Source organism: Ectobacillus antri, from assembly GCF_003852715.1.
GTDB classification, from domain to species: Bacteria; Bacillota; Bacilli; order Bacillales; family Bacillaceae_G; genus Ectobacillus; species Ectobacillus antri.
Genome location: NZ_RIAV01000005.1, coordinates 71,185 through 96,504, shown reverse-complemented (window position 1 = coordinate 96,504; position 25,320 = coordinate 71,185). Strand labels below are relative to the sequence as shown.

At 43.2% G+C, this 25,320-nt stretch carries 23 protein-coding genes; 22 read left to right on the top strand and 1 reads right to left on the bottom strand.

Annotation, left to right across the window (positions count from 1 at the left end; all coding sequences use genetic code 11):
- Nucleotides 1-51 precede the first annotated feature (51 nt).
- The 8 genes from EEJ45_RS07245 to EEJ45_RS07210 all read left to right on the top strand — a co-directional run bounded on the left by EEJ45_RS07245 (nucleotide 52) and on the right by EEJ45_RS07210 (nucleotide 11,306).
- Entirely contained in the window at nucleotides 52-1,224 is a 1,173-nt protein-coding gene (locus EEJ45_RS07245; RefSeq protein ID WP_124564134.1) for an acetyl-CoA C-acetyltransferase, read from the top strand.
- A gap of 147 nt (nucleotides 1,225-1,371) precedes the next feature.
- A complete protein-coding gene (locus EEJ45_RS07240; RefSeq protein WP_124564133.1) occupies nucleotides 1,372-2,223 on the top strand; it encodes a 3-hydroxybutyryl-CoA dehydrogenase in 852 nt (283 codons plus the stop codon).
- 11 nt (nucleotides 2,224-2,234) lie between these two features.
- The gene (locus EEJ45_RS07235; RefSeq protein ID WP_124564132.1) at nucleotides 2,235-3,365 is read left to right on the top strand and encodes an acyl-CoA dehydrogenase; all 1,131 of its coding nucleotides are present in this window, start codon (nucleotides 2,235-2,237) and stop codon (nucleotides 3,363-3,365) included.
- Nucleotides 3,366-3,463: 98 nt separating this feature from the next.
- Nucleotides 3,464-4,603, top strand: a complete 1,140-nt coding sequence (locus tag EEJ45_RS07230) for an acyl-CoA dehydrogenase (RefSeq protein WP_124564131.1) — start codon at nucleotides 3,464-3,466, stop codon at nucleotides 4,601-4,603.
- Between the two features lie 258 nt (nucleotides 4,604-4,861).
- Nucleotides 4,862-5,503 (top strand): TetR/AcrR family transcriptional regulator, encoded by a 642-nt coding sequence (locus EEJ45_RS07225; protein WP_124564130.1) that lies wholly within the window; start codon nucleotides 4,862-4,864, stop codon nucleotides 5,501-5,503.
- Nucleotides 5,504-5,505: 2 nt separating this feature from the next.
- Entirely contained in the window at nucleotides 5,506-8,745 is a 3,240-nt protein-coding gene (gene icmF, locus EEJ45_RS07220; protein WP_124564230.1) for a fused isobutyryl-CoA mutase/GTPase IcmF, read from the top strand.
- A gap of 174 nt (nucleotides 8,746-8,919) precedes the next feature.
- On the top strand, nucleotides 8,920-9,456 hold the full coding sequence (rpoE, locus tag EEJ45_RS07215; RefSeq protein WP_124564129.1) for a DNA-directed RNA polymerase subunit delta: 537 nt from the start codon (nucleotides 8,920-8,922) through the stop codon (nucleotides 9,454-9,456).
- A 242-nt stretch (nucleotides 9,457-9,698) separates the two neighbouring features.
- Nucleotides 9,699-11,306: a CTP synthase gene (locus EEJ45_RS07210; protein WP_124564128.1), complete on the top strand. Its 1,608-nt coding sequence runs from the start codon at nucleotides 9,699-9,701 to the stop codon at nucleotides 11,304-11,306.
- A gap of 80 nt (nucleotides 11,307-11,386) precedes the next feature.
- On the opposite strand, the gene EEJ45_RS07205 is transcribed toward EEJ45_RS07210, so the two are convergent.
- Nucleotides 11,387-11,902 (bottom strand): DUF2529 domain-containing protein, encoded by a 516-nt coding sequence (locus EEJ45_RS07205; protein ID WP_124564127.1) that lies wholly within the window; start codon nucleotides 11,900-11,902, stop codon nucleotides 11,387-11,389.
- A 441-nt stretch (nucleotides 11,903-12,343) separates the two neighbouring features.
- Here EEJ45_RS07205 and EEJ45_RS07200 point away from each other — a divergent pair, with 441 nt between their 5' ends.
- The 14 genes from EEJ45_RS07200 (at nucleotide 12,344) to EEJ45_RS07135 (ending at nucleotide 25,212) form a co-directional block, all read left to right on the top strand.
- Nucleotides 12,344-12,712 carry a response regulator gene (locus EEJ45_RS07200; RefSeq protein ID WP_124564126.1) on the top strand — a complete coding sequence of 123 codons (369 nt, stop codon included), beginning with the start codon at nucleotides 12,344-12,346 and terminating at the stop codon, nucleotides 12,710-12,712.
- A gap of 208 nt (nucleotides 12,713-12,920) precedes the next feature.
- Nucleotides 12,921-13,778 (top strand): class II fructose-bisphosphate aldolase, encoded by an 858-nt coding sequence (locus EEJ45_RS07195; protein WP_124564125.1) that lies wholly within the window; start codon nucleotides 12,921-12,923, stop codon nucleotides 13,776-13,778.
- Nucleotides 13,779-13,953: 175 nt separating this feature from the next.
- Nucleotides 13,954-14,595, top strand: coding sequence for a fructose-6-phosphate aldolase (gene fsa / locus EEJ45_RS07190; RefSeq protein WP_124564124.1), 642 nt, complete (start codon nucleotides 13,954-13,956; stop codon nucleotides 14,593-14,595).
- Between the two features lie 18 nt (nucleotides 14,596-14,613).
- Complete coding sequence (locus EEJ45_RS07185) at nucleotides 14,614-15,900, top strand: UDP-N-acetylglucosamine 1-carboxyvinyltransferase (protein WP_124564123.1); 1,287 nt, start codon at nucleotides 14,614-14,616, stop codon at nucleotides 15,898-15,900.
- Between the two features lie 26 nt (nucleotides 15,901-15,926).
- On the top strand, nucleotides 15,927-16,892 hold the full coding sequence (gene glpX, locus EEJ45_RS07180; RefSeq protein WP_124564122.1) for a class II fructose-bisphosphatase: 966 nt from the start codon (nucleotides 15,927-15,929) through the stop codon (nucleotides 16,890-16,892).
- Between the two features lie 467 nt (nucleotides 16,893-17,359).
- Nucleotides 17,360-18,631, top strand: coding sequence for a transcription termination factor Rho (gene rho, locus EEJ45_RS07175; protein ID WP_124564121.1), 1,272 nt, complete (start codon nucleotides 17,360-17,362; stop codon nucleotides 18,629-18,631).
- A gap of 180 nt (nucleotides 18,632-18,811) precedes the next feature.
- Nucleotides 18,812-19,057: a type B 50S ribosomal protein L31 gene (locus EEJ45_RS07170; RefSeq protein WP_124564120.1), complete on the top strand. Its 246-nt coding sequence runs from the start codon at nucleotides 18,812-18,814 to the stop codon at nucleotides 19,055-19,057.
- Between the two features lie 164 nt (nucleotides 19,058-19,221).
- Nucleotides 19,222-19,800, top strand: a complete 579-nt coding sequence (locus EEJ45_RS07165) for a thymidine kinase (protein WP_124564119.1) — start codon at nucleotides 19,222-19,224, stop codon at nucleotides 19,798-19,800.
- 101 nt (nucleotides 19,801-19,901) lie between these two features.
- Nucleotides 19,902-20,969 carry a peptide chain release factor 1 gene (gene prfA / locus EEJ45_RS07160; protein WP_124564118.1) on the top strand — a complete coding sequence of 356 codons (1,068 nt, stop codon included), beginning with the start codon at nucleotides 19,902-19,904 and terminating at the stop codon, nucleotides 20,967-20,969.
- Nucleotides 20,969-21,820, top strand: a complete 852-nt coding sequence (prmC, locus tag EEJ45_RS07155; protein WP_124564117.1) for a peptide chain release factor N(5)-glutamine methyltransferase — start codon at nucleotides 20,969-20,971, stop codon at nucleotides 21,818-21,820. The genes prfA and prmC overlap by 1 nt, the downstream gene beginning before the upstream one ends.
- A gap of 301 nt (nucleotides 21,821-22,121) precedes the next feature.
- Nucleotides 22,122-22,922 (top strand): stage II sporulation protein R, encoded by an 801-nt coding sequence (gene spoIIR / locus EEJ45_RS07150; RefSeq protein WP_124564229.1) that lies wholly within the window; start codon nucleotides 22,122-22,124, stop codon nucleotides 22,920-22,922.
- 51 nt (nucleotides 22,923-22,973) lie between these two features.
- Nucleotides 22,974-23,411, top strand: coding sequence for a mechanosensitive ion channel protein (locus EEJ45_RS07145; protein ID WP_124564116.1), 438 nt, complete (start codon nucleotides 22,974-22,976; stop codon nucleotides 23,409-23,411).
- 144 nt (nucleotides 23,412-23,555) lie between these two features.
- Complete coding sequence (locus EEJ45_RS07140) at nucleotides 23,556-24,596, top strand: L-threonylcarbamoyladenylate synthase (RefSeq protein WP_124564115.1); 1,041 nt, start codon at nucleotides 23,556-23,558, stop codon at nucleotides 24,594-24,596.
- A gap of 55 nt (nucleotides 24,597-24,651) precedes the next feature.
- Nucleotides 24,652-25,212, top strand: coding sequence for a manganese efflux pump MntP (locus tag EEJ45_RS07135; protein WP_245999848.1), 561 nt, complete (start codon nucleotides 24,652-24,654; stop codon nucleotides 25,210-25,212).
- Nucleotides 25,213-25,320: the final 108 nt, after the last annotated feature.

The window sequence follows — 25,320 nt, the reverse complement described above, 5'->3', positions numbered from 1 at the left end:
TGTCTATTCTAGGGGTAATGCAAGAAGAAATGAAAAAAGGGGGATTTTTTCATGGGAAAAACAGTCATTGTAGGAGCTGCCAGAACACCAATTGGCAAATTTGGAGGCACACTCAAGGACGTGAAGGCTGCGGAGCTTGGGGGAGCTGCGATTCAGGCTGCACTTGAGCGCGCAGACGTAACACCGGATCTGGTGGAAGAAGTTATTTTCGGTACGGTTGTACAGGGCGGGCAAGGTCAAATCCCATCTCGTCAAGCAGCGCGTCATGCGGGTATCCCGTGGGAGACGCAAACAGAGACGATTAACAAAGTTTGTGCCTCTGGATTGAGAGCGGTTACATTAGCGGATCAAATCATTCGTGCTGGCGATCAATCTGTAATTGTCGCAGGTGGCATGGAGTCTATGAGCAATACACCATACATTCTAAAAAGTGCACGTTGGGGTACACGTATGGGTCACAGCGAGCTGCTGGATTTAAATATTTCTGACGGTTTATCTTGTTCCTTTACAGGTGTTCATATGGGTACGTACGGCAATGCAGTGGCTGAAGAAGATGAAATCTCTCGTGAAGAACAGGATCAATGGGCGTATGAAAGTCATCAAAAAGCGGTAGCGGCGCGCGCACGATTTGCAGAAGAGATCGTTCCGGTTACAATACCACAGCGTAAAGGCGAACCCATTATTGTTGCGCAGGACGAAGCCCCTCGTGAGGATACAACAGTGGAAAAGTTGGCGAAGTTAAAGCCTGTTTTTGGTGGTGGTACGATTACAGCAGGGAATGCGCCGGGACTTAATGACGGGGCAGCTGCACTTGTTCTGATGAGCGAGGAGCGTGCTCAAGCGGAAGGAAAAACCCCGATTGCGACAATTATTGGTCAGGCTGCGATTGCTGTGGAAGCGAAGGACTTCCCGCGCACACCGGGCTACGTCATCAATGCGCTGTTAAAGAAGACGGGCAAAACAGCGGCGGATGTAGATTTATTTGAAATTAATGAGGCGTTTGCGGCTGTAGCCATTGCAAGTAGCCGTATTGCAGGGCTTGATATGAATAAAGTAAACGTAAACGGAGGAGCAGTAGCGCTAGGTCACCCAATCGGAGCAAGTGGTGCGCGCATTATTGTTTCTTTGATTCATGAGCTAAAGCGCCGCGGCGGTGGTATCGGTGTTGCGGCAATCTGCAGCGGCGGCGGTCAAGGCGACGCCATTATGATTGAGGTGCATTAAGAAACGGGTGCCCCGGGCATGCCTGGGGCATTTTTTGAGTTAATTGTAAATTGGCCGATAACTTAAGGGATTCAGGGGCTGAGATGCATTCTACATCTCCCTTCTGTACCTCAGTAAGCTTACATAAAAAACAAAGGGGATGGAGCAATGAACGTAAGGCGAATTGTCGTCATAGGAGCAGGTCAAATGGGATCGGGGATCGCACAGGTTTGTGCCGCGGCTGGATATATGGTAAACATGCAGGACCTAAAACAGGAGCAGCTTGATAAAGGAATGGCAATCATTACGAAAAATCTGTCTCGCCAGGTAGAGAAGGGGCGTTTAACGGAAGAAGAAAAACAAGCGACTTTAAGCCGCATTACGCCAACAGTAGATGTGTCCTGTGCAAAGGAAGCGGATTTAATCATTGAAGCAGCGGTAGAGCGCATGGATATTAAGAAGCAAATTTTCAAGCAGCTGGATGAAATCGCACCGCAGCATGCCATTTTGGCGACGAATACATCTTCCTTGCCGATTACAGAGATTGCGGCGGTAACAAAACGACCAGAGCAAGTCATAGGTATGCATTTTATGAATCCGGTACCAGTTATGAAGCTAGTAGAAATCATTCGCGGCTTAGCAACAACAGATGCAGTCTATGAAACGATTGAGAGCATTACAAAGCAAATTGGCAAAGTACCAGTGGAAGTAAATGATTTTCCAGGGTTTGTTTCCAACCGTATTTTATTGCCAATGATTAATGAAGCAATTTATGCCTTATATGAAGGTGTTGCGACAAAGGAAGCAATTGATGATGTGATGAAACTAGGCATGAACCATCCAATGGGGCCACTTACACTTGCAGATTTTATCGGGTTGGATACTTGTCTTTATATTATGGAAGTCCTACACGAAGGGCTTGGTGACAGCAAATACCGTCCGTGCCCGTTGCTTCGTAAATATGTAAGCGCCGGCTGGCTTGGTAAGAAAACAGGACGCGGCTTCTATATCTATGAATAGGCGGTGACTATATGAAGCTACTATTTACAGAAGAACAAGAAATGATGAGGAAAATGGTCAGAGATTTTGCGGAGAAGGAAATCGTTCCGTTTATTCCTATGATGGAGCAGGGCGAGTTTCCGCGCGAGGTTATTCGTAAAATGGGAGAGCTCGGTTTGATGGGAATCCCTATCCCTGAGAAGTACGGCGGCGCGGGCATGGACTTTATTTCTTATATTTTAGCAATTAACGAGCTGTCACGCGTCAGTGCTACAATCGGTGTTATTTTAGCTGTTCACACTTCTGTAGGAACGAATCCTATCTTGTATTTCGGTACAGAGGAACAGAAAAACAAGTATGTACCGAAACTTGCTAGCGGTGAGTATTTGGGGGCCTTTGCTTTGACGGAACCGAGCGCTGGCTCAGATGCCGGCAGTCTGAAAACGAGAGCTGTGAAGGCAGGCGATGTATACCGCTTGAACGGCTCAAAAGTATTCATTACAAACGGCGGTGAAGCGGATACATATATTGTATTTGCGTCTACAAATCCGGCTGCTGGCAAGCGCGGTATCTCAGCATTCATCGTCGAGAAGGGAACCCCAGGGCTTATGGTAGGAAAAGATGAACATAAAATGGGTCTGCACGGGTCCCGCACGGTACAGCTTACGTTTGAAGATATGAGAGTCCCGGTAGAAAATTTGCTTGGCAAAGAAGGAGATGGCTTTAAGGTTGCGATGGCAAACCTGGATGTCGGCCGTATTGGGATTGGAGCACAGGCATTGGGAATCGCTGAGGCAGCGCTACAGTGTGCAACTGCCTATGCAACGGAAAGGGAGCAGTTCGGTAAACCTATTTCTACCCAGCAAGGTATTGGTTTCAAGCTGGCTGATATGGCAACGAGTGTCGAGGCGGCAAAACTGCTTGTATACCGCGCAGCATCCCTGCAGGCACAAGGTATGAACTGTGGCAAAGAAGCATCTATGGCTAAACTGTTTGCTTCCCGAACTGCAGTTGACGTGGCGATTGAAGCGGTGCAGGTGTACGGTGGTTACGGCTACACGACAGATTATCCAGTAGAGCGCTATTTCCGCGATGCAAAGGTATGCGAAATCTATGAAGGCACAAGCGAAATTCAAAGAATGGTTATTAGCAAGAGTTTGTAAAACAGCTCTCTTTTAGGAATAGAGAAGAACCGGCGGGCAGTGCGGAGCCCAAAACTCATATGTAGAAAAAATTAAAACAATATAAGGGGGATTTTACGATGCAATTCAAATTAACAGAAGAACATGAAATGATTCGGAAAATGGTTCGAGATTTTGCTAGAAATGAAGTGGCGCCAACTGCAGCAGAACGTGATGAGGAAGAACGCTTTGATAGAGAAATTTTCGATAAAATGGCTGAGCTTGGCTTAACCGGAATTCCTTGGCCGGAAGAGTATGGCGGTATCGGTAGTGATTACCTAGCGTATGTTATTGCGGTAGAAGAGCTGTCACGCGTATGCGCATCTACGGGTGTTACACTATCCGCTCACACATCTCTTGCGGGCTGGCCTATTTATAAATTTGGTTCAGAAGAACAAAAGCAAAAATACTTACGTCCGATGGCAGAAGGAACAAAAATCGGCGCGTACGGCTTAACGGAGCCCGGCTCAGGCTCGGATGCAGGTGGTATGAGAACAACAGCGAAGCGTGATGGTGATCATTATATATTGAATGGCTCAAAGATCTTCATCACAAACGGTGGCATTGCTGATATTTACGTTGTGTTTGCTTTAACAGATCCATCCTCTAAGCAGCGCGGCACAACTGCTTTTATTGTGGAAAGCAATACACCAGGATTTTCTGTGGGTAAGAAGGAAAGTAAGCTTGGCATTCGTTCTTCACCTACAACGGAAATCATGTTTGAAGAATGCCGCATTCCGGTTGAAAATCGTCTTGGTGAAGAAGGGCAGGGCTTTAAAATTGCAATGCAAACACTCGATGGAGGCCGCAACGGCATCGCTGCGCAAGCAGTGGGGATCGCGCAGGGAGCGTTAGATGCTTCCGTGGAATACGCGAAAGAGCGCGAGCAATTCGGTAAGCCAATCGCTGCACAGCAAGGCATTGGTTTTAAATTAGCGGATATGGCAACGAGCATAGAGGCTGCTCGCTTATTAACATATCAAGCGGCATGGCTTGAATCAGAAGGTCTTCCGTACGGAAAAGAGTCAGCGATGTCCAAGCTATTTGCAGGCGATACTGCGATGAAAGTAACAACAGAAGCTGTGCAAGTCTTTGGCGGTTATGGCTATACAAAGGATTACCCAGTAGAACGTTTCATGCGCGATGCGAAAATCACACAAATTTATGAGGGTACACAAGAGATTCAAAGGTTAGTAATTTCTCGTATGATTACGAGGTAATAACATGCAACTCTTTTTAAAATGTAAAGCCTAATGCTGCTAATTGGCATTTGTTGAAGGGTGAGACTTCTGCGGGAAAAACAAGTCAAAGGGAGATCCCGCAGCAAGTAAACCCCTGCAACAGAAACCAACAATGAACTTGAACAGCGCATAGATTAAAGAGAGGAATCAGATACGAGGTTGCGTTTAGGATTGAAGAAAGTTCATGTGCAGGAATAGCTGTAGGTAGAGAGGTGGATTAGAGAGCGAGGTGAGGGAATGACCAAACATAATGTGCATGCTTCGGTAAAGGATGAAAAGCTGGTGATGAAGCGACGCGAGCAGATGGTAAAGGGTGCTGTGCAGTTATTTAAGCAGAAGGGTTTTCATCGTACGACAACACGTGAAATTGCAAAAGCAGCAGGCTTTAGTATCGGGACGCTTTATGAATATATACGTACAAAGGATGATGTACTGTACCTAGTATGTGACAGTATTTATGACAACGTAAAGGAACGCCTTGAGCAAGCGCTCAGTCTGGATAAAGTGAGTGTATTGAGCTTGCGGCAGGCAATCGCTAACTACTTTAAGGTGATGGACGAACTGCAGGAGGAAGTGCTCATTATGTATCAGGAAGCGCGTTCTCTTTCTAAGGAGTCTATACCTTATGTGTTGAAAAAAGAGCTTGAGATGGTTCAGATGTTTGAGGATTTATTGCGACAATGCGCTGAAGATGAAGGAATTTCGTTAACAGAAAAGGAGATTGGCGCAATTGCTCATAACATTTTTGTCCAAGGGCAAATGTGGGGTTTTCGTCGTTGGGTCATGCAGAAATTATATACATTAGAAGAATATACAGAACTGCAAAGCAATTATTTACTGTACGGCATGTATATGAGAAAAGAGGAGATGGGGAAATGACTGTGGTTGAGATCTATCGTCCAAAGCATAAAGTTCGATTTGTTACGGCTTCTAGTTTATTTGATGGTCATGATGCTTCTATTAACATTATGAGACGTATCCTACAGGCAAGCGGAGCAGAGGTCATTCATCTTGGACATAATCGTTCTGTAGAAGAAATTGTAAATGCTGCTATTCAAGAGGATGTACAGGGAATTGCGATTTCTTCTTATCAAGGCGGTCATGTTGAATACTTTAAATACATGTACGATCTTTTAAAAGAAAAAGGTGCTTCTAGTATACGTATTTATGGTGGTGGTGGCGGTGTAATCATTCCGCGGGAAATTGATGAATTGCACGAGTACGGCATTGCGAAAATCTTTTCACCGGAAGATGGGCGTCGCCTAGGATTGCAGGGAATGATTAATGAAATGCTGAAGGAGTGTGATTTTCCGACAGTAGGCGACCTGGTGAAAGAACTGGATCAGACGGAACAGTTGGATGCAGGTAGCATTGCGAAGCTGATCACGCTAGCTGAGCAAAGTGTCGGAGTTGGTAGTGATGTATTTCGAACATTGGCAGAACGCGTGCAACATACCGCACCGGTTCTTGGGATTACCGGAACGGGCGGTGCCGGAAAAAGCTCATTAACAGATGAACTCATTCGCCGCTTTTTGCATGAATTTAAAGATATGAAAATCGCGGTTATTTCTATTGATCCAACCAAGCAAAAAACGGGTGGCGCTTTGCTTGGGGATCGCATTCGTATGAACGCGATTAACTCACCGCGCGTATATATGAGAAGCCTGGCTACGCGTGATTCGCGTTCGGAGCTATCGCTTGCAATTCAGGATGCAATTACTGTCGTAAAAGCAGCAGGCTTTGATTTAATTATTGTGGAAACGAGCGGAATCGGCCAGGGAGATGCCGGCATTACAGAGTACAGTGACCTTAGTATGTATGTTATGACCAGTGAATTTGGTGCGCCGACGCAGCTTGAAAAAATTGATATGATTGATTACGCAGACCTGATCGTCATCAACAAATTCGAACGCAAAGGCTCAGAGGATGCTTTGCGCCAAGTACAAAAGCAGTATCAACGCAGCCGCATGCTGTTCGAATTACCTCTTGAAGAGATGCCTGTGTATGGTACTATTGCCAGCCAATTCAATGATGCGGGTACAAATACTGTATTTTTAAAGCTGGTAGATTTGATAAATGAGAAAACAAAGCGCAATCTAGAAACCCAAACCATTCAAGCAGGAAAAGTGGAAAAGCAACATGTTATTATTCCAAACGAGCGCCGCTATTATTTACGTGAAATCTCTGATGCCGTACGCGGTTACCATAAGCAAACCGAACAACAGGCGAAGGTTGCTGAGCGCTTGTTCCAAATAGAAGGTGCACTAGAAGCTATTCGTGAGCAAAGTACGGATGAGCAGACACTCGAAACGTTGCAAGCGGTGAAACGCAGTTATGAGAATGCGCTTTCTCCACAAGCGAAACTAATTTTAGATACATGGGATGATGTGAAAAAGAAATATAGCGGTGATGAGTTTGTCACAAAAATTCGTGATAAAGAAATTCGTACAAAGTTACATACAATCACACTTTCCGGTACTAAAATTCCAAAGGTGACACTACCGAAGTACAGTAACTACGGCGAAATTCTACGTTGGGTACGCAAAGAAAATGTACCAGGACAATTCCCTTATACAGCAGGTGTATTTCCATTTAAGCGCGCCGATGAAGATCCGAAGCGGCAGTTTGCTGGGGAAGGAACGCCGGAGCGTACGAATCGCCGTTTTCACTATTTGTGTAAGGACGACAACGCAAAGCGCTTAAGTACAGCATTTGATTCCGTTACATTGTACGGAGAAGATCCATCTTATCGCCCAGACATTTTCGGTAAAATCGGTGAGAGCGGTGTGAATGTGTGCACACTTGATGATATGAAAAAGCTGTATAAAGGCTTCGATTTATGTGCACCTTCTACATCTGTTTCAATGACAATTAACGGACCTGCGCCAATCATTTTGGCAATGTTCATGAATACAGCAATCTCGCAACAAGTTGAAATAAAAGAAGCTGAGCTAGGACGTACTTTGACAGAAGAAGAGTACTTGCATGTAAAAGCGAAAACCTTACAAACAGTGCGAGGTACCGTACAAGCGGATATTCTCAAGGAAGACCAAGGACAAAATACGTGTATTTTCTCTACTGAGTTCGCGCTGCGCTTAATGGGAGATATTCAAGAGTATTTCATTCAAAATCAAGTGAGAAACTACTATTCTGTTTCAATTTCTGGCTACCATATCGCAGAAGCCGGGGCAAATCCAATTTCACAGCTGGCCTTTACTCTTGCGAACGGCTTTACGTATGTAGAGTATTATTTAAGCCGCGGGATGAAAATTGATGATTTTGCACCAAATCTATCATATTTCTTCAGCAATGGCCTGGATGCGGAGTATTCTGTTATTGGTCGTGTTGCTCGTCGTATTTGGTCGATTGTAATGAAGGAAAAATACGGTGCCAACGAGCGTAGTCAAAAGCTAAAGTACCATGTACAAACATCGGGGCGCTCTCTTCATGCGCAGGAAATTGCATTCAATGATATTCGTACCACATTGCAGGCTTTGATGGCGCTGCATGATAACTGTAATTCCCTTCATACAAATGCATATGATGAAGCTATTACGACACCAACGGAAGAATCTGTACGCCGCGCGATGGCAATTCAGCTTATTATTACAAAAGAGCATGGGTTAACAAAAAATGAAAATCCATTGCAGGGCTCGTTTATTATTGAAGAGTTAACCGACCTAGTAGAAGAAATGGTGTTGCAGGAATTTGATCGCATCAATGACCGCGGGGGTGTGCTTGGCGCGATGGAAACGCAGTATCAGCGCGGTAAAATTCAAGATGAGTCTATGCATTACGAAATGCAAAAGCATACAGGAGAACTGCCGATTATTGGTGTAAACACATATTTGAATCCAAGTGCTGCGGTGGAAGAAGATATGAACAATATGGAGATTGCCCGTGCTTCGTATCAAGAAAAAGAAACGCAGATTGTAAATCTACAAGCATTCCAGGAAACGCATAAGGACCAAGCAGCGGTAGCGCTAGCACGCCTTCAGCAAACAGCAATCGCCGGTGGAAATATCTTTGCGGAATTGATGGAAACTGTAAAAGTAGCTAGTCTCGGACAAATTACAAAGGCTTTATATGAAGTAGGAGGACAGTATCGCCGGAACATGTAGAGGGAAATCATCTTTGATTTCCCTTTTTTTAAATGCTACCAGGTATGAAAAAACATCTTTTTTTACGTTCCATATATAGCATAATCCATATAGAATTGTTTATAATGAATAGTATGTATTTTTTTGTACAGGCCTATTAATGCATTATTTTGAGAGAAAGGAAGTGCCTCGACCGTGAATTTACAACAGTATTCACCAGAAGAGTTAAAAGAACTATCTATGATTGAAGTAACGTATTCAATTATGGAAAGTAGAAAAGAAGCGATTGAGTTTTCACAGCTTGTGAAAGAAATCTCTAGCGTGCTTAATTTATCCCAAGAAGAGGTTGCGGCAAGAATTGCTCAATTTTATACAGATTTAAATATCGATGGACGTTTCATTACAATTGGAGAAAACCGTTGGGGGTTGCGCAGCTGGTATCCGTACGAGCAGATTGATGAAGAAATTTTGCCGCAAGCGAAGCCTAAGAAGAAACGCAAGTACGACGAAGATGAGTTTGATGATTTCATTGTGGAAGATGAAGACTATGAAGATCTTGATGAAGTAGAAGATTTAGAGGACTTGGATGAGTTGGATGAGGACCTAGAGGACTTAGATGAAGACTTAGAAGAGATAGATGAAGAAGAACTTATCGATGAAGATCTTGATGAAGACGAAGATTTTGTAGATGAAGTAGAGTACGATGAAGTGGAAGAAGAGGACGAACTATAATCCTTGACTTTTCCGGAGAGTCTATGTAGAATCATTTTTGGGCTCTTTAAAATAGATACAACTGCGTTTTATATAAAAGAAAATAGCTCCCTACTATTAAATAGGGAGCTATTTTCTTTTTTGTTTAGAAACATAAAAAAATCTAACAATAAAACATATGCTCCTTACATACGTTGCGAATTGCAACGTTTTATATAAGCTCATGATGAGCGGGACCAAAACGACTGAAGGGAGATTTTCTAATGACTAAGTATATTTTTGTAACAGGTGGTGTTGTGTCATCTCTAGGTAAAGGGATTACGGCTGCATCTTTAGGAAGACTATTGAAAAATCGTGGTTTAAACGTGACAATTCAAAAGTTTGACCCGTATATTAACGTGGACCCAGGAACAATGAGTCCCTATCAGCATGGTGAAGTGTTCGTAACAGATGATGGTGCAGAGACTGACTTAGACCTTGGTCACTATGAGCGCTTCATTGATATCAACCTGAATCGCTACAGCAACGTAACGACAGGTAAAGTATATTCTTCTGTTTTGCAAAAAGAGCGCCGTGGTGATTACTTGGGGGGAACTGTGCAGGTTATTCCGCACATCACAAATGAAATTAAAGAACGCGTATTCCGCGCAGGTCGTGAAACAAACGCGGATGTTGTTATCACAGAGATTGGAGGAACTGTAGGAGATATCGAATCTCTTCCTTTCCTTGAAGCAATTCGTCAAATTAAGAGTGATATCGGCCGTGATAACGTAATGTACATTCACTGTACGTTAATTCCTTACATCAAAGCGGCTGGTGAAATGAAAACAAAGCCAACGCAACACAGTGTAAAAGAATTACGCAGCCTTGGTATTCAGCCGAACATCATCGTAGTGCGTACGGAGCAACCAGTTTCTCAAGATATGAAGGACAAGCTTGCGCTGTTCTGTGACATTGATCCAAAAGCAGTAATTGAAGCGCGCGATGCAGACACACTATATGCAGTACCGCTTGCACTTCAAGAGCAAAATATGGATCAAATTGTTTGCGATCATTTGAAATTGGATTATAAGCCTGCTGATATGCAAGAATGGCAGGCGCTTGTTGAGAAGGTTCGCAATCTGTCTAAGAAAACAAAGATTGCGTTGGTCGGAAAATATGTGGAATTACAAGATGCATACATTTCTGTGGTAGAAGCTTTGCGTCATGCAGGTTACACATTTGATGCAGATATTGAAATCAAATGGATTAACGCTGAGCATGTAACAGCAGAAAATGTAAAAGAATTGGTTGGCGACGCAGATGGTATTCTTGTACCTGGTGGCTTTGGCGATCGTGGCGTGGAAGGTAAAATTACAGCAACACAATATGCGCGTGAAAACAAGGTACCATTCTTAGGTATTTGTTTAGGTATGCAGTTGGCTTCTATTGAGTTTGCACGTAATGTGCTTGGTTTAGAAGGTGCAAACTCTTCTGAAATTAATCCAAATACGAAGTACCCAATCATTGACCTTCTTCCTGAACAAAAGGATGTAGAGGACTTGGGCGGTACACTTCGTCTTGGTTTATATCCTTGTAAGCTGGCTGAAGAAACAAAAGCTTTCAATGCATACGGTGAGCCAGTTGTATACGAGCGTCATCGTCACCGTTATGAGTTCAATAATCAATTCCGTCAAGATATGGAAAAAGCAGGCTTCGTATTCTCTGGTACAAGCCCTGACGGTCGCTTAGTAGAAATTATCGAACTAAAAGACCATCCTTGGTTTGTGGCATCTCAGTTCCATCCGGAATTCGTATCCCGTCCAACAAGACCGCAGCCATTGTTCCGCGACTTTGTGCATGCTGCTCTTATCCATAAGGAAAGTAAATAAAAAATGGCTCATTGAGCAAATTGGTTGTGCATTAGCAGAATAGATGCAAGCACAATAAAAGCATGGCAGCCGCCATGCTTTTATTCATACTCAGATAAAATTTCTTTTACTGTAAACGCAAGACCATAGTAGGCAAACAAAGCAATAATGCTACTTGGAAAGCCATAACGCACACCCTCATCGTCGGGAATCAACGCTTTCAAAAGCTTGGTATCAATATGAGCATCCACATATTGCTCAAGAGACTCCGTTCCTTCTTGTACGGCAGAAATGCCCACAATCGCATGACCCTCCTCTTGTAATCGCTTGGCAAGAGAAATGGCCTCTTCGTCTGTAGAAAAGCGGCTTACAATCATAACACGGTCTGCATACGTTATTTCATCCATGCATAGTTCTTGGGCACCTTGCAGTGGTTCGGCACCGTACAAAGCTTCCGCTACCACAGCTTGCATTTCGCGTGAACCGTATATGTGAATACGTCCGTCCCCAACTAAGGCCTGCGCTAAAATGCGAGCGCCATCCTCTATGTTCATCTCTTCCTGTTCCGCAATACGCTTAAAATAGCCGCTAATTTGCGTTGAAAATATCTTTAACATCCTTCTTTCTCCTTTTACCAAATATCTATGAGGTCATGCTGTTCATTTTACTACATAAGTATGTGATACATATTATATGCATATGCTCTAAAACCTCGTAAGCACTAACCAAAGCTGCATCCCTCATTTTTCTAACAGATGTAAACACCTAGATAAACAACCAAACAAAAAGGTGCAACAATTCATCACATGCATAGTGTTTTCCTCAGCGTGAGCGAGGTATAAGCCCTGAACGCAACGAAACAATGTCTGTTCTTCTTCCCTATCTAAAAACATGTATTTTTCCGTTTGTATATCTATTATAAGAAATTTAACTTAAAATCTGAAATAATAAGGTATACAATTAAGACTAAGAAGGAAATTCAATGTAAAAAGAGAAATAGTTTGAAACTGAAGAATTAGGACACATTATATTTTATCAACTGAAAGGCTGTGGGGAAAATGAAAGGGAAAATTTTAATTGTGGATGATCAATACGGTATTCGTATTTTATTAAATGAAGTGTTTCAAAAAGAAGGTTACCAAACTGCGCAGGCAGCCAATGGTTTTCAGGCTATTGATATTGTAATGAAGGACAAGCCCGACCTTGTGATATTGGATATGAAAATTCCAGGTATGGATGGAATTGAGATTTTAAAGCGAGTAAAGGCAATCGATCAAGATATTAAAGTGATCTTAATGACAGCATACGGTGAACTTGATATGATTCAAGAGGCAAAGGATCACGGTGCAATTATGCATTTTGCGAAACCGTTTGATATTGATGAGATGCGAGCTGCGGTAAGACAAGAACTTACTGTAAATGCATAATGGTGTGTCAGATTTAGAAAATAATTACGAAAAAGCGCTTTCATAACGGGCTTTCCGGGTGAATTCAGTTGAGTTTTCTCGGGCAAGTTGGTATCCTATGTAATGTAGAAAAAAGTCCGGTATAATTCAATACATATTTTTTTTGCCGTTGCTAAAACTATACGGGAATTTATCGGATGTAAAATTTGTTTTTCTAGGAGGATTCAACATGCCTTTAGTTTCCATGAAAGAAATGCTTAATAAAGCATTGGAAGGTAAGTACGCTGTCGGTCAATTCAACATCAACAACTTGGAGTGGACGCAAGCGATCTTAGCTGCTGCTGAGCAAGAGCAATCTCCTGTTATCCTTGGTGTGTCTGAAGGTGCAGCTCGTCACATGGGTGGCTTCAAGACAACTGTTATGATGGTTAAAGGTTTAATGGAAGATATGAAAATCACGGTTCCTGTAGCAATTCACTTGGACCATGGTTCTAGCTTTGATAAATGTAAAGAAGCGATTGATGCAGGTTTTACATCTGTTATGATTGATGCTTCTCACCATCCATTCGATGAGAACGTAGAAACTACAAAGAAAGTAGTAGAATACGCACATGCGCGCAACGTATCTGTAGAAGCTGAGCTAGGTACTGTCGGCGGTCAAGAAGACGATGTAGTTGCTGAAGGCGTAATTTACGCAGATCCAAATGAGTGCGCTGAGCTTGTAAAACGTACAGGCGTTGACTGCTTGGCTCCAGCATTAGGTTCTGTTCATGGTCCTTACAAAGGCGAGCCAAACCTTGGCTTCAAAGAAATGGAACAAGTTCGCGACTTGACTGGCGTACCATTAGTATTGCACGGCGGTACTGGAATTCCAAAGAGCGACATCGACCGTTCTATCTCTTTAGGTACATCTAAAATCAACGTAAACACAGAAAACCAAATTGCATTTACAAAAGCAGTACGCGAAGTATTGGGAGCAGACGGTGAAGTTTACGATCCGCGTAAATACATCGTTCCTGGCCGCGAAGCGATTAAGGCTACAGTTGTAGGCAAAATCCGTGAGTTCGGCTCCAACGGCAAAGCGTAAGTATTGCTTTTCCATAAATTTTTATACAGCTTGGAAACCGTCTAGTCTTTTAGGCGGTTTCCTTTCGTTGTATAATGAAAGCGGCAACAATTTACAAGAACAGACAAAAAACGCAAAAAAATTGTCTATACTGTAGAAGTATAGGAAATTATGGGGGATAAGGAGGATTCACAATATGAAGTTTTTTATTGATACAGCGAATCTAGAAGAAATCAAAGAAATCAACAGTATGGGAATTTTAGCAGGTGTAACGACAAATCCAAGTTTGGTAGCGAAGGAAAAAGGGGTATCCTTTCACGAGCGTTTGCGTGAAATCACTGCTGAAGTAAAGGGCTCTGTCAGCGCTGAGGTAATTGCCCTAACAGCAGAGGAAATGATTGAAGAGGGAAAAGAATTAGCTGCTATTGCGCCAAATATTACGGTAAAGGTACCAATGACGGCCGACGGTTTAAAGGCGGTAAAGGCGTTCAGTGAGTTAGGAATTAAAACAAATGTTACGCTCATTTTCAATGCAAACCAGGCATTGCTAGCTGCTCGTGCCGGCGCAACCTATGTATCTCCTTTCTTAGGTCGACTAGATGATATCGGTCAAGATGGTTTAGAGCTGATTGACACAATCTCAGCTATTTTCTTGCAGCACAATATCAAAACAGAAATTATTGCAGCATCCGTGCGTCATCCTGTACATGTAACAGAGGCTGCGCTGCGCGGTGCACATATTGCAACCATCCCTTATAAAGTGTTTGGACAACTGATGAAACATCCATTAACGGATAAGGGGATTGAGCAATTTCTAAATGATTGGAACAACCGATAAGCTGAAAAGGGGTGCAAGATGGAAAAATTACTTATTGAAGGCGGTATTCCCTTACGTGGGACAGTGCGTATTAGCGGCGCAAAAAACAGTGCGGTAGCACTGATACCGGCTACGATTCTTGCGGAAACACCAGTGACCATTGGGGGCATTCCGAATATTTCCGATGTAGGTGTACTTGGAGATTTATTAGAAGAGATTGGCGGAGTTGTTACGTTTAATGGACAAGATATGACCGTAGATCCTTCTAAGATGATTGATATGCCGCTTCCAAATGGTAAGGTGAAGAAACTACGTGCTTCTTATTATTTAATGGGAGCTATGCTTGGTCGTTTCAAAAAGGCTGTTATTGGTTTGCCAGGCGGTTGTCACCTTGGACCACGTCCTATTGATCAGCATATTAAAGGCTTTGAAGCATTAGGAGCGCAAGTGACGAATGAGCAAGGTGCTATTTATTTACGCGCTGATGAGCTACGTGGTGCGCGTATTTATCTTGATGTGGTGAGCGTAGGAGCAACCATTAACATCATGCTTGCGGCGGTTCGTGCCAAAGGCAGAACCATTATCGAAAATGCAGCAAAAGAGCCGGAAATTATTGATGTTGCAACTTTACTTACAAGCATGGGCGCCCGTATTAAAGGAGCCGGTACAGATGTGATTCGCATCGATGGCGTAGATTCTTTAAAAGGCTGTTATCATTCTATTATCCCGGACCGCATTGAAGCAGGGACGTTCATGATTTTAGCTGCAGCTGCCGGTGAACGAATTGTAATTGATAATGTTATCCCGCAACACCTTGAGTCCGTAACGGCTAAGCTTCGGGAAATGGGCGTACAAATCGAGACGCTTGACGATCAAATGATTGTGACAGGTGGCAACGACCTGAAGACAGTGGATATTAAAACACTTGTTTATCCAGGCTTTGCAACGGATCTTCAACAACCGTTCACATCTTTGCTGACTAAGGCAAACGGGACAGGCGTTGTGACTGATACCATTTACGGGGCGCGTTTTAAGCATATTGATGAATTGCGTCGTATGAATGCCAATATTAAGGTAGAAGGCCGAACGGCCATCGTAAATGGCCCTGTTGCTTTACAAGGTGCCAAAGTAAAGGCAAGTGATTTGCGAGCCGGCGCAGCGTTGGTAATTGCTGGATTGATGGCACATGGTATAACAGAAGTAACGGGGCTTGAGCACATTGATCGAGGATATGAGGATTTAGAAAATAAATTGCGCGGTCTCGGCGCGCGTATTTGGCGAGAAAAACTGACAGAACAAGAAATTGAGCAGGTGCAAAACTCGTAAATGGCGTAAAAGGGAGATGGGGAGAAATGGAAAGAAGTTTATCAATGGAATTGGTTCGTGTTACAGAAGCGGCAGCACTATCAGCAGCGCGATGGATGGGACGCGGCAAGAAGGATGAGGCAGATGATGCAGCAACATCCGCTATGCGCGATGTGTTTGATACCATTCCAATGAAGGGGACTGTTGTTATCGGCGAAGGCGAAATGGATGAAGCGCCGATGCTGTATATTGGAGAAAAGCTCGGCACAGGCTACGGACCACGTGTAGACGTGGCAGTTGACCCGCTAGAAGGAACGAATATTGTATCCTCCGGCGGGTGGAATGCACTAGCTGTTTTAGCAGTTGCAGATCACGGTAATTTGCTTCATGCGCCGGATATGTATATGGATAAGATTGCGGTTGGACCAGAAGCAGTGGGTGCTATTGATATCAATGCACCGATTATTGATAATCTGCGTGCAGTTGCAAAGGCAAAGGGCAAAGATATTGAAGATGTTGTTGCGACAATTTTAAATCGTCCTCGGCACGAACAGATTATTGAAGAAATTAGAAGGGCTGGTGCCCGCATTAAGCTAATTAATGACGGTGACGTAGCTGGTGCCATTAACACAGCTTTTGATCATACCGGTGTGGATATTTTATTCGGATCAGGTGGTGCTCCTGAGGGTGTCCTTGCGGCAGTTGCGCTAAAGTGCCTCGGAGGCGAGCTCCAAGGCAAGCTTCTTCCGCAAAGCGAAGAAGAACTGATTCGTTGTACAAAGATGGGCATCACTGATGTGAATCGGGTCTTACGTATGGAAGATCTTGTGCGAGGGGATGATGCAATCTTCGCAGCAACAGGCGTAACGGACGGGGAGTTACTTCGTGGCGTACAATTTAAAGGAACGGTTGGTACAACGCACTCTGTTGTTATGCGTGCAAAATCCGGGACAGTTCGCTTCATTGATGGACGCCATAGTCTGCAGAAAAAACCAAACCTGGTAATTAAATAAGGCTCTTTTCTAAAAGATTGTTGTTTTTAGATAGGATTCTTTGTTTCAGGTTGGTTGGAGCGGAAGGTGCGAGACTCCTGCGGGAGCACCGCACGCCCCGCGGAAATCAATCATGCCCCACTACTTATTGCATCGCAACAAAGTTTGCGAAAACAGCCTTAAATAAAAGGAGGGTGTCCTAAGGGGCACCCTTTCCATACTGAAAAGGATTTTCCTATTCTTACGGTATATCTTTCAAACAAGCATTGATTAAACCTAGAAAAAGAGGTTACAATAGGAAATATTACTCTGCATGTATTTATATCTTTCATAATACCTTCCGTTTTTTCCTTTCTAGATAAGTTCAATTTGTCTTCTGACAGACTACCATAGCCGATATACAATTAAAATTTGATGAGCCAAAGGTATCTGGTCGATGCCGTTGAATTTATGAAAATAAATAGAATAAATTAAAGTGTGGTGTCCCAATGAATTTAACAATTTCAGCATTAGAAAGTATGAAGTTAAAAGAGCTTTACGAACATGCGAAGAGTTTTAAAATTTCCTATTACAGTAAACTAACAAAAAAAGAGTTAATTTTTGCTATTTTGAAAGCACAAGCAGAAAAAGAAGGCTTTTTCTTTATGGAAGGCGTTTTAGAAATTATTCAATCCGAGGGATTTGGCTTCTTGCGTCCAATCAATTACTCCCCAAGCTCTGAAGATATTTATATTTCCGCATCGCAAATCCGCAGATTCGACTTACGTAACGGTGATAAAGTATCAGGGAAGGTTCGTCCGCCAAAAGAAAATGAGCGTTATTTTGGTTTGTTGCAGGTAGAAGCAGTAAATGGTGATAATCCTGAATCAGCGAAGGAGCGCGTTCATTTTCCAGCGCTTACACCGCTATACCCAGACCGTCAGATGAAGCTAGAAACAGAAGCCAAAGGGCTATCAACGCGTATTATGGATCTTGTAGCACCAGTTGGATTTGGTCAACGCGGCTTGATTGTAGCACCCCCAAAAGCTGGTAAAACCATGCTTTTAAAGGAGATTGCGAACAGTATTACAACAAACCATCCAGAAGCCGAACTTATCGTATTGTTAATTGATGAGCGTCCAGAAGAAGTTACAGATATTGAGCGTTCTGTAGCAGGTGATGTAGTAAGCTCAACATTTGATGAAGTACCAGAAAACCATATTAAAGTAGCTGAGCTTGTGCTTGAGCGTGCGATGCGTCTTGTTGAACATAAAAAGGATGTTGTAATCTTAATGGATAGTATTACTCGTTTAGCTCGTGCATATAACCTGGTGATTCCGCCAAGTGGGCGCACACTATCAGGCGGTATTGACCCTGCGGCCTTTCATCGTCCGAAGCGCTTCTTTGGTGCAGCGCGTAATATTGAGGAAGGTGGCAGTTTAACCATTCTTGCCACGGCTCTTGTCGATACTGGCTCTCGTATGGATGATGTCATCTATGAGGAGTTTAAAGGAACGGGTAATATGGAATTGCATTTAGATCGCGCACTTGCAGAGCGTCGTATCTTCCCGGCAATCGATATTCGCAGATCCGGTACGCGTAAAGAAGATTTACTCATACCAAAAGAGCATCTTGATAAGTTATGGGCGATTCGCAAGGCAATGACGGATGCACCAGATTTTACAGATCGTCTATTACGCACATTGCGCAAAACAAAATCAAACGAAGAATTCTTCCAAATTGTATCCAAAGAACAAAAAAGCCCAGTCACAATGAAATAACATAGAACATACAATGTGTCTGCGCTTGGTTCATAAAAATACTAAAAACAGGTAGTTGCAAAATCATTTTTACCTTGATATAATTTTATCATGTGTGTTTCATCGATAGACTATGCTGCTATAGCATTTGATGAAAAACTCTGTTTCTAAAATGATTCAGGGCGGAAGGAGATGAAAAGAATGAAACAAGGAATTCATCCAGATTATAAGAAGGTTGTTTTCATGGATACAAACACTGGATTCAAGTTTTTAACTGGCTCTACAAAGTATTCTGCTGAAACAATCGAATGGGAAGACGGTAACACTTACCCACTAATTAAAGTGGAGATCAGTTCTGACTCTCACCCATTCTACACAGGACGTCAGAAATTCGCTACTGCAGACGGACGTGTTGATCGCTTCAACAAAAAATACGGCCTTAAGTAATAGCTGCGTTCCTACGAATGATATGGAAATAAAGCAGGCAAGCACCGCTTGCCTGCTTTTTTTAGTCATAAAAAGCGAGCGAAAGCGCTTTGCTTACCAAGGAAGCACGGGGATTCCCGTGCTCCGTTTTTGAGATTACGCTTCTTGCAACGAGGAGGCTTATTATGTATTTAATGAATCGAAACGGCTGGATTGAAGTCATTTGTGGTAGCATGTTTTCCGGTAAATCAGAAGAGCTGATTCGCCGTGTGCGCCGTACGCAATTTGCAAAGCAAACAGCAGTTGTGTTCAAACCCGGCATTGATACAAGATATAGCGAAGAAGATGTTGTCTCGCACAATGGCGCCAAGGTAACCGCAACTCCTGTTTCATCATCGCTGCAGATTTTGCATCATGTAACAGAGGAAATGGATGTAATTGCAATTGACGAAGTACAGTTTTTTGATGATGACATTGTAGAAGTTGTTCAAACACTAGCAAACCGCGGCTATCGTGTCATTGTGGCAGGACTTGATCAGGACTTCCGCGGTGTTCCGTTTGGGCAAGTTCCGGCGCTTATGGCAATTGCAGAGCATGTAACCAAGCTACAAGCTGTATGCTCATCATGCGGTGCACCTGCAAGCCGTACGCAGCGTTTAATTGATGGCAAACCAGCAGGCTTTCATGAACCTGTGATCTTGGTAGGTGCATCAGAATCCTACGAACCGCGCTGCCGCCATTGCCACGAGGTACCGGAAGAATAAAAACTCGCTAATCAGCGGGTTTTTTTCAAAGGATGCTACTTTGTAAAACCACGAAAAAACAGATATACTAACTATAGAATGAAAATGTTGAGGTGAGTGACGTGTTAGATCGTTTACAAGCTGTAGAAAACCGTTACGAAAAGCTAAACGAACTTTTGAGTGATCCAGCTGTTGTTAATGATCCAAAAAAGCTTCGTGAATATTCGAAAGAGCAATCTGATATTCAAGAAACCGTAGCGGTATACCGCGAATACAAAAGTGTTCGTGAGCAATTGAAAGACGCAAAAGCCATGCTTGAAGACAAGTTGGATGCGGATATGCGTGAAATGGTCAAAGAAGAAATATCAGAACTCGAAACACAAGAACGAGAGCTTTCTGATCGCCTGAAAGTATTGTTAATTCCGAAAGATCCAAACGATGATAAAAACGTTATTATTGAGATTCGCGGCGCTGCAGGTGGAGATGAAGCTGCTCTATTTGCGGGCGATCTGTACCGTATGTACAGCCGTTATGCAGAGATGCAGGGGTGGAAACCGGAAGTCATTGAAGCGAGCCCAACAGGACTTGGTGGCTTTAAAGAAATTATCTTTATGATTAATGGGAACGGCGCTTACTCTAAAATGAAGTTTGAAAACGGCGCACACCGTGTACAGCGTGTACCTGAAACAGAATCAGGCGGCCGTATTCATACATCTACCGCAACTGTGGCTGTGTTGCCGGAAGCGGAAGAAGTAGAAGTCGAAATCCATGAAAAAGATATTCGCGTTGATACATTCGCATCTAGCGGACCGGGCGGACAAAGCGTTAATACAACAATGTCAGCTGTTCGTTTAACGCACTTGCCGACAGGCGTTGTTGTATCGTGTCAGGATGAGAAGTCTCAGATTAAAAACAAGGAAAAAGCTATGAAGGTATTGCGTGCCCGCGTGTATGATAAGTTTCAGCAGGAAGCGCAGGCGGAATACGATCAAAACCGTAAACAAGCGGTGGGCACGGGCGACCGTTCCGAACGTATCCGTACCTACAACTTCCCGCAAAACCGTGTTACTGACCATCGCATCGGTTTGACAATCCAAAAGCTTGATCAAATTCTTCAAGGTAAGCTTGATGAGTTTATTAATGCTTTAATCATGGACGATCAAGCGAAGCGCATGGAGGCAGCGGAATAATGCGCGTGTACGAAGCCCTAAAATGGGCTTCTTCTTTTTTGCGGGAAAAAGAACGTGAAGAACATGCTGCTGAAGTACTTTTACTTCATGTGTTAGAGGTAAATCGAACAGAGCTATTGATGCAAATGCGCGATACGATAGACGATGCACAAATGAATGCTTTTAAAGATATGGTTATTCGTCATGGCGAGGGCATTCCGGTTCAATATATGATCGGACATGAAATGTTTTATGGCAGACCCTTTCGAGTTAACGAGGAAGTGTTGATTCCAAGACCGGAAACAGAAGAGCTGATTGAGGGTGTGCTACAGCGCATCAAAACTCACTTTGGAAACGAACGCTTGGCGGTTGCAGATATTGGAACAGGAAGCGGCGCAATTGCTATTACATTAGCCCTTGAAAACAGAAACCTGCAAGTTGCAACTGTTGATATTGCGGCAGCCTCCATTGAAGTTGCAAAGAAGAATGCCGAAATGCTGGGGGCAGAAGTGACATTCTATCATGGCGACTTACTGCAGCCTTTCATTCAAAACGCCCAAAAGCTTGATGTGGTAGTTTCTAATCCACCTTACATACCACAGCACGAATGGGAAGAACTTTCCCCGGTTGTAAAAGATTACGAACCAGCGCGCGCGCTTGTCGGCGGAGAAGATGGACTCGACTTTTATCGCCGCTTTATGATAGAACTGCCGCAGGTACTGCAACCAAAAGCACTTGTTGCCTTTGAATACGGCGCAGGACAAGGAAAAGCTATCAAGGAAATGCTTGAAGACACCTTCCCTGAGGCTCACATAGAAATTGTATATGATATCAACGGCAAAGACCGCATGATATTTGCAAAGCTAGGATAAAAGCGACTTGCACCAAAAGTCGCCTTTATCTCGTCCTTATACAAGACCACCTCGCTACATGATGATCTCACCAAGAGAGGCGCACATAAGTCCTGCCTACAACAACCCAAGGGTATCCATCTAAACAGTAGAAAGAGAGAACAAATATGGTCTCACCAGTAACGAGGCGCACATAAGGCCTCACCCGCAACAACTCAAAGCCCGTTCCTCTCTCCCATCTAAAAAAATCTTTTTTTAGATTACTAGTTTAGAAACAACCAAACCTGCCTACACTGTCTTAGTAGAAGGGACGGTGTGGATGATGAAAAAACAAGTTATCGCATTTCTTATTTTATTGGTGATCGGTGCCCAGTTCATGGCGCATTTTGGATATATGCAAGCAGAAGCCAAGGTAATTCCAAACGAGGCGATTCGCCTACGAATTTTGGCTAATAGTGATTCTAATAAAGATCAGGCATTAAAACGTAAAGTGCGCGATGAAGTAAAAGCGCAGATTGACGGTTGGGTAGCTGAGTTAACTTCTATTGAAGATGCGCGTACTATCATTCAAAGCCGAATCCCAGAGCTTGAGAAGACAGTAGCGAAAGTATTAAAAGAAGAAAAAAGTAATCAAAGCTATAAAGTTGAATTTGGTAAGCAGGTAAAATTTCCAACAAAGCAATATGGCAACTTTTTATATCCTGCTGGTGAGTATGAAGCGGTACTTGTAACGTTAGGAGCTGGAGAAGGTGCGAATTGGTGGTGCGTACTTTTTCCACCCCTATGCTTCTTAGATTTTGCAAGCGGTACAGCTATTAAAAAACAACAAGTAAAAGAAGAGCCTGTAGAGGAAGAAAAAGTTGTAGAAGAAGTAGAAGAAGTAGAAGAAGTTAAGACGGAAAAGCCTGTCGTTCAAAAAACGAATGAGAAGACAGTAGCGAAAGTGCAAACGAAAAAGAAGGATACACAGCGATTGGAAAAGGAAGAAAAGCTGATAGAGCAAGTGGTAGCCGCAGTTGAAACAGAATCAGTCGAAGAGCCTGAAGATAAGGTTGAGATAGAAGAAGAGCCTGAAGTGAAGTTCTTTTTCGTAGAAGTCGTAACATCTCTATTTTCTAAATAAGTTCTAATCGGACATTCCCTTCATATAGTGAAAGTAAAGGGGGTGTCCGTGATGCGTTTTGCAACGGAGCGGGATGTGGATAACTTAATTGCATTTTTAGGACAAGCTGATATTGACGGTAAAAGTATACGTGAAATATACGGGCAGTTTATGGTTGTTGAGGATGAAAACGGAACAATCACAGGTACAATTGGTTATGAAAAGGCGGGAAATCTAGGTTTGCTTCGTTCACTTGTTTTAAAAAGTGGGGTTGATCAAGCGCAATTGTTGTATTTAATGCAGAGCTTTTTCTTCTATTTAGAAAAACAAGCTGTGGAAAAGTTATACTTAGTCACAGATAAAAAGCAATCTGTACCGCTTTTTCATGCATTTGGTTTTGAAGCTGTGGAAAAGTCTGATGTTCCACATGCTGTTAGTGAACTTCAGCACTTTAAAAGGAGCATAGAACGCCCCGGATCCTTTATTTTATGTGGAAAAACAAGATTGTAAGAATTATCAGCTATTCACAAAGTTATCCACTGAATCCAGAGGTTTATCCACAATCCGTGGATAAACCTTGTTTGTATTTTATATACGGCTCATAGTAAACTGTGTAATACAAAGGAAATTTACGAAATAAGGGTGTGAATGAAGGTGAAAACGAAGTATTGGTCTGTGGATAAAAATGTTGAAAACGAAAAAAATTATCCACAAATACACGAAGCCGCGATGTTGCTTCGTGACGGAGAAGCGATTGCTTTTCCAACAGAGACAGTATATGGCCTTGGTGCAGACGCGACAAGTGATGCGGCAGTTGCCAAAATTTTTGAAGCAAAGGGTAGACCGAGCGATAATCCACTCATTGTCCACATTGCAAGTCAGTCGCAGCTAGAAAAGCTGGTTTCGGATGTTCCACCCATTGCGCGTATATTAATGGAGCACTTTTGGCCGGGGCCACTCACATTAATTTTTCCAAAACGGGACGGTGTTTCCGCAAAGGTAACTGCAGGTTTGGATACTGTGGCTGTGCGCATGCCAGATCATGACATTGCGTTAGCTCTTATCGCAGCGGCCGATGTACCAGTCGCAGCACCTAGTGCCAATCGTTCCGGACGTCCGAGTCCAACGCTTGCTTCGCACGTGCAGGAGGATTTAGAAGGTAAAATTGCCGGTATTGTAGATGGCGGTGCAACAGGAGTTGGCGTAGAATCAACGGTGCTTGATTGTACCGGAGCGGTGCCGGTTATCTTGCGACCAGGCGGTGTTACAAAAGAGCAGCTAGAAGAGGTAATTGGTCCTGTGCTGGTTGACCCTGGTCTTGAAAGTCATGTGGAAAAACCAAAATCGCCGGGTATGAAATATACGCATTATGCGCCAAAAGCCCCGCTCGTTATTGCCGATGGATCAACGTCATTTGTGCAAGCCCTTATTGACGAAGCGAGGCAGGAAGGCCTGAAAGTCGGTGTTCTCACAACTGCGGAACAAAAAGGTAGTTATAAAGCAGATCAAATCATCATATGTGGTAAGCGTGAGGATTTATCCACAGTCGCCGCTGGTTTGTATGAAGCACTTCGAAGCTTTGATAGTACAGATGTAGATGTAATTTACAGTGAAGCATTTCCGCAAATCGGCATTGGCATTGCGGTGATGAATCGCCTTGTTAAGGCCGCGGGTCACCAGGTCATAAAAGAATAGTCTAACTCTCCTTGGACGTGCATATCTTTAATTAGCAAGTCCAAGGAGGGAAGATATGGATATTCAACATATTATTGGAGAGATTTTAACTCTCACAATCATGGCATTTGCCCTTGGGCTTGATGCCTTTTCTGTCAGTCTTGGCATGGGGATGGTTCGTCTTAGACTGAAACAAATCTTTTACATAGGGCTGACAATTGGTGCATTTCACGTTGTGATGCCACTACTTGGCATGTTAATTGGGCGGCTACTGTCAGCACGATTTGGTGAACTTGCGACAATTGCCGGCGGTATTCTGTTAATCGGGCTGGGCTTTCATATTATTTATTCCAATTTATTTGGCTCGGAAGAAAGCAAAGTCGCACCATCCGGTCTTGGCTTATATCTATTTGCTTTTTCCGTCAGCTTGGACAGCTTCTCGGTTGGCTTAAGCCTTGGCATTTATGGAGCGCGTACATGGGCTACCATTGTCATTTTCGGCTTAGTTAGCGCATTTCTAACATGGTCAGGCCTGCTGCTAGGGAGGCATGCCAAAAAAGTACTTGGCACATACGGTGAAGTACTCGGAGGTAGTATTTTAATAGGATTTGGTTTGAAACTGCTATTTCCAATATAATGAAAAATCCACTTACACTAGAGTGGATTTTTTGATGTATGGGAATATCCTCTGAGTGGCGTAGCTGGATAAAAAATATCTTTAACATGATAAAAATGATCCAAGGGT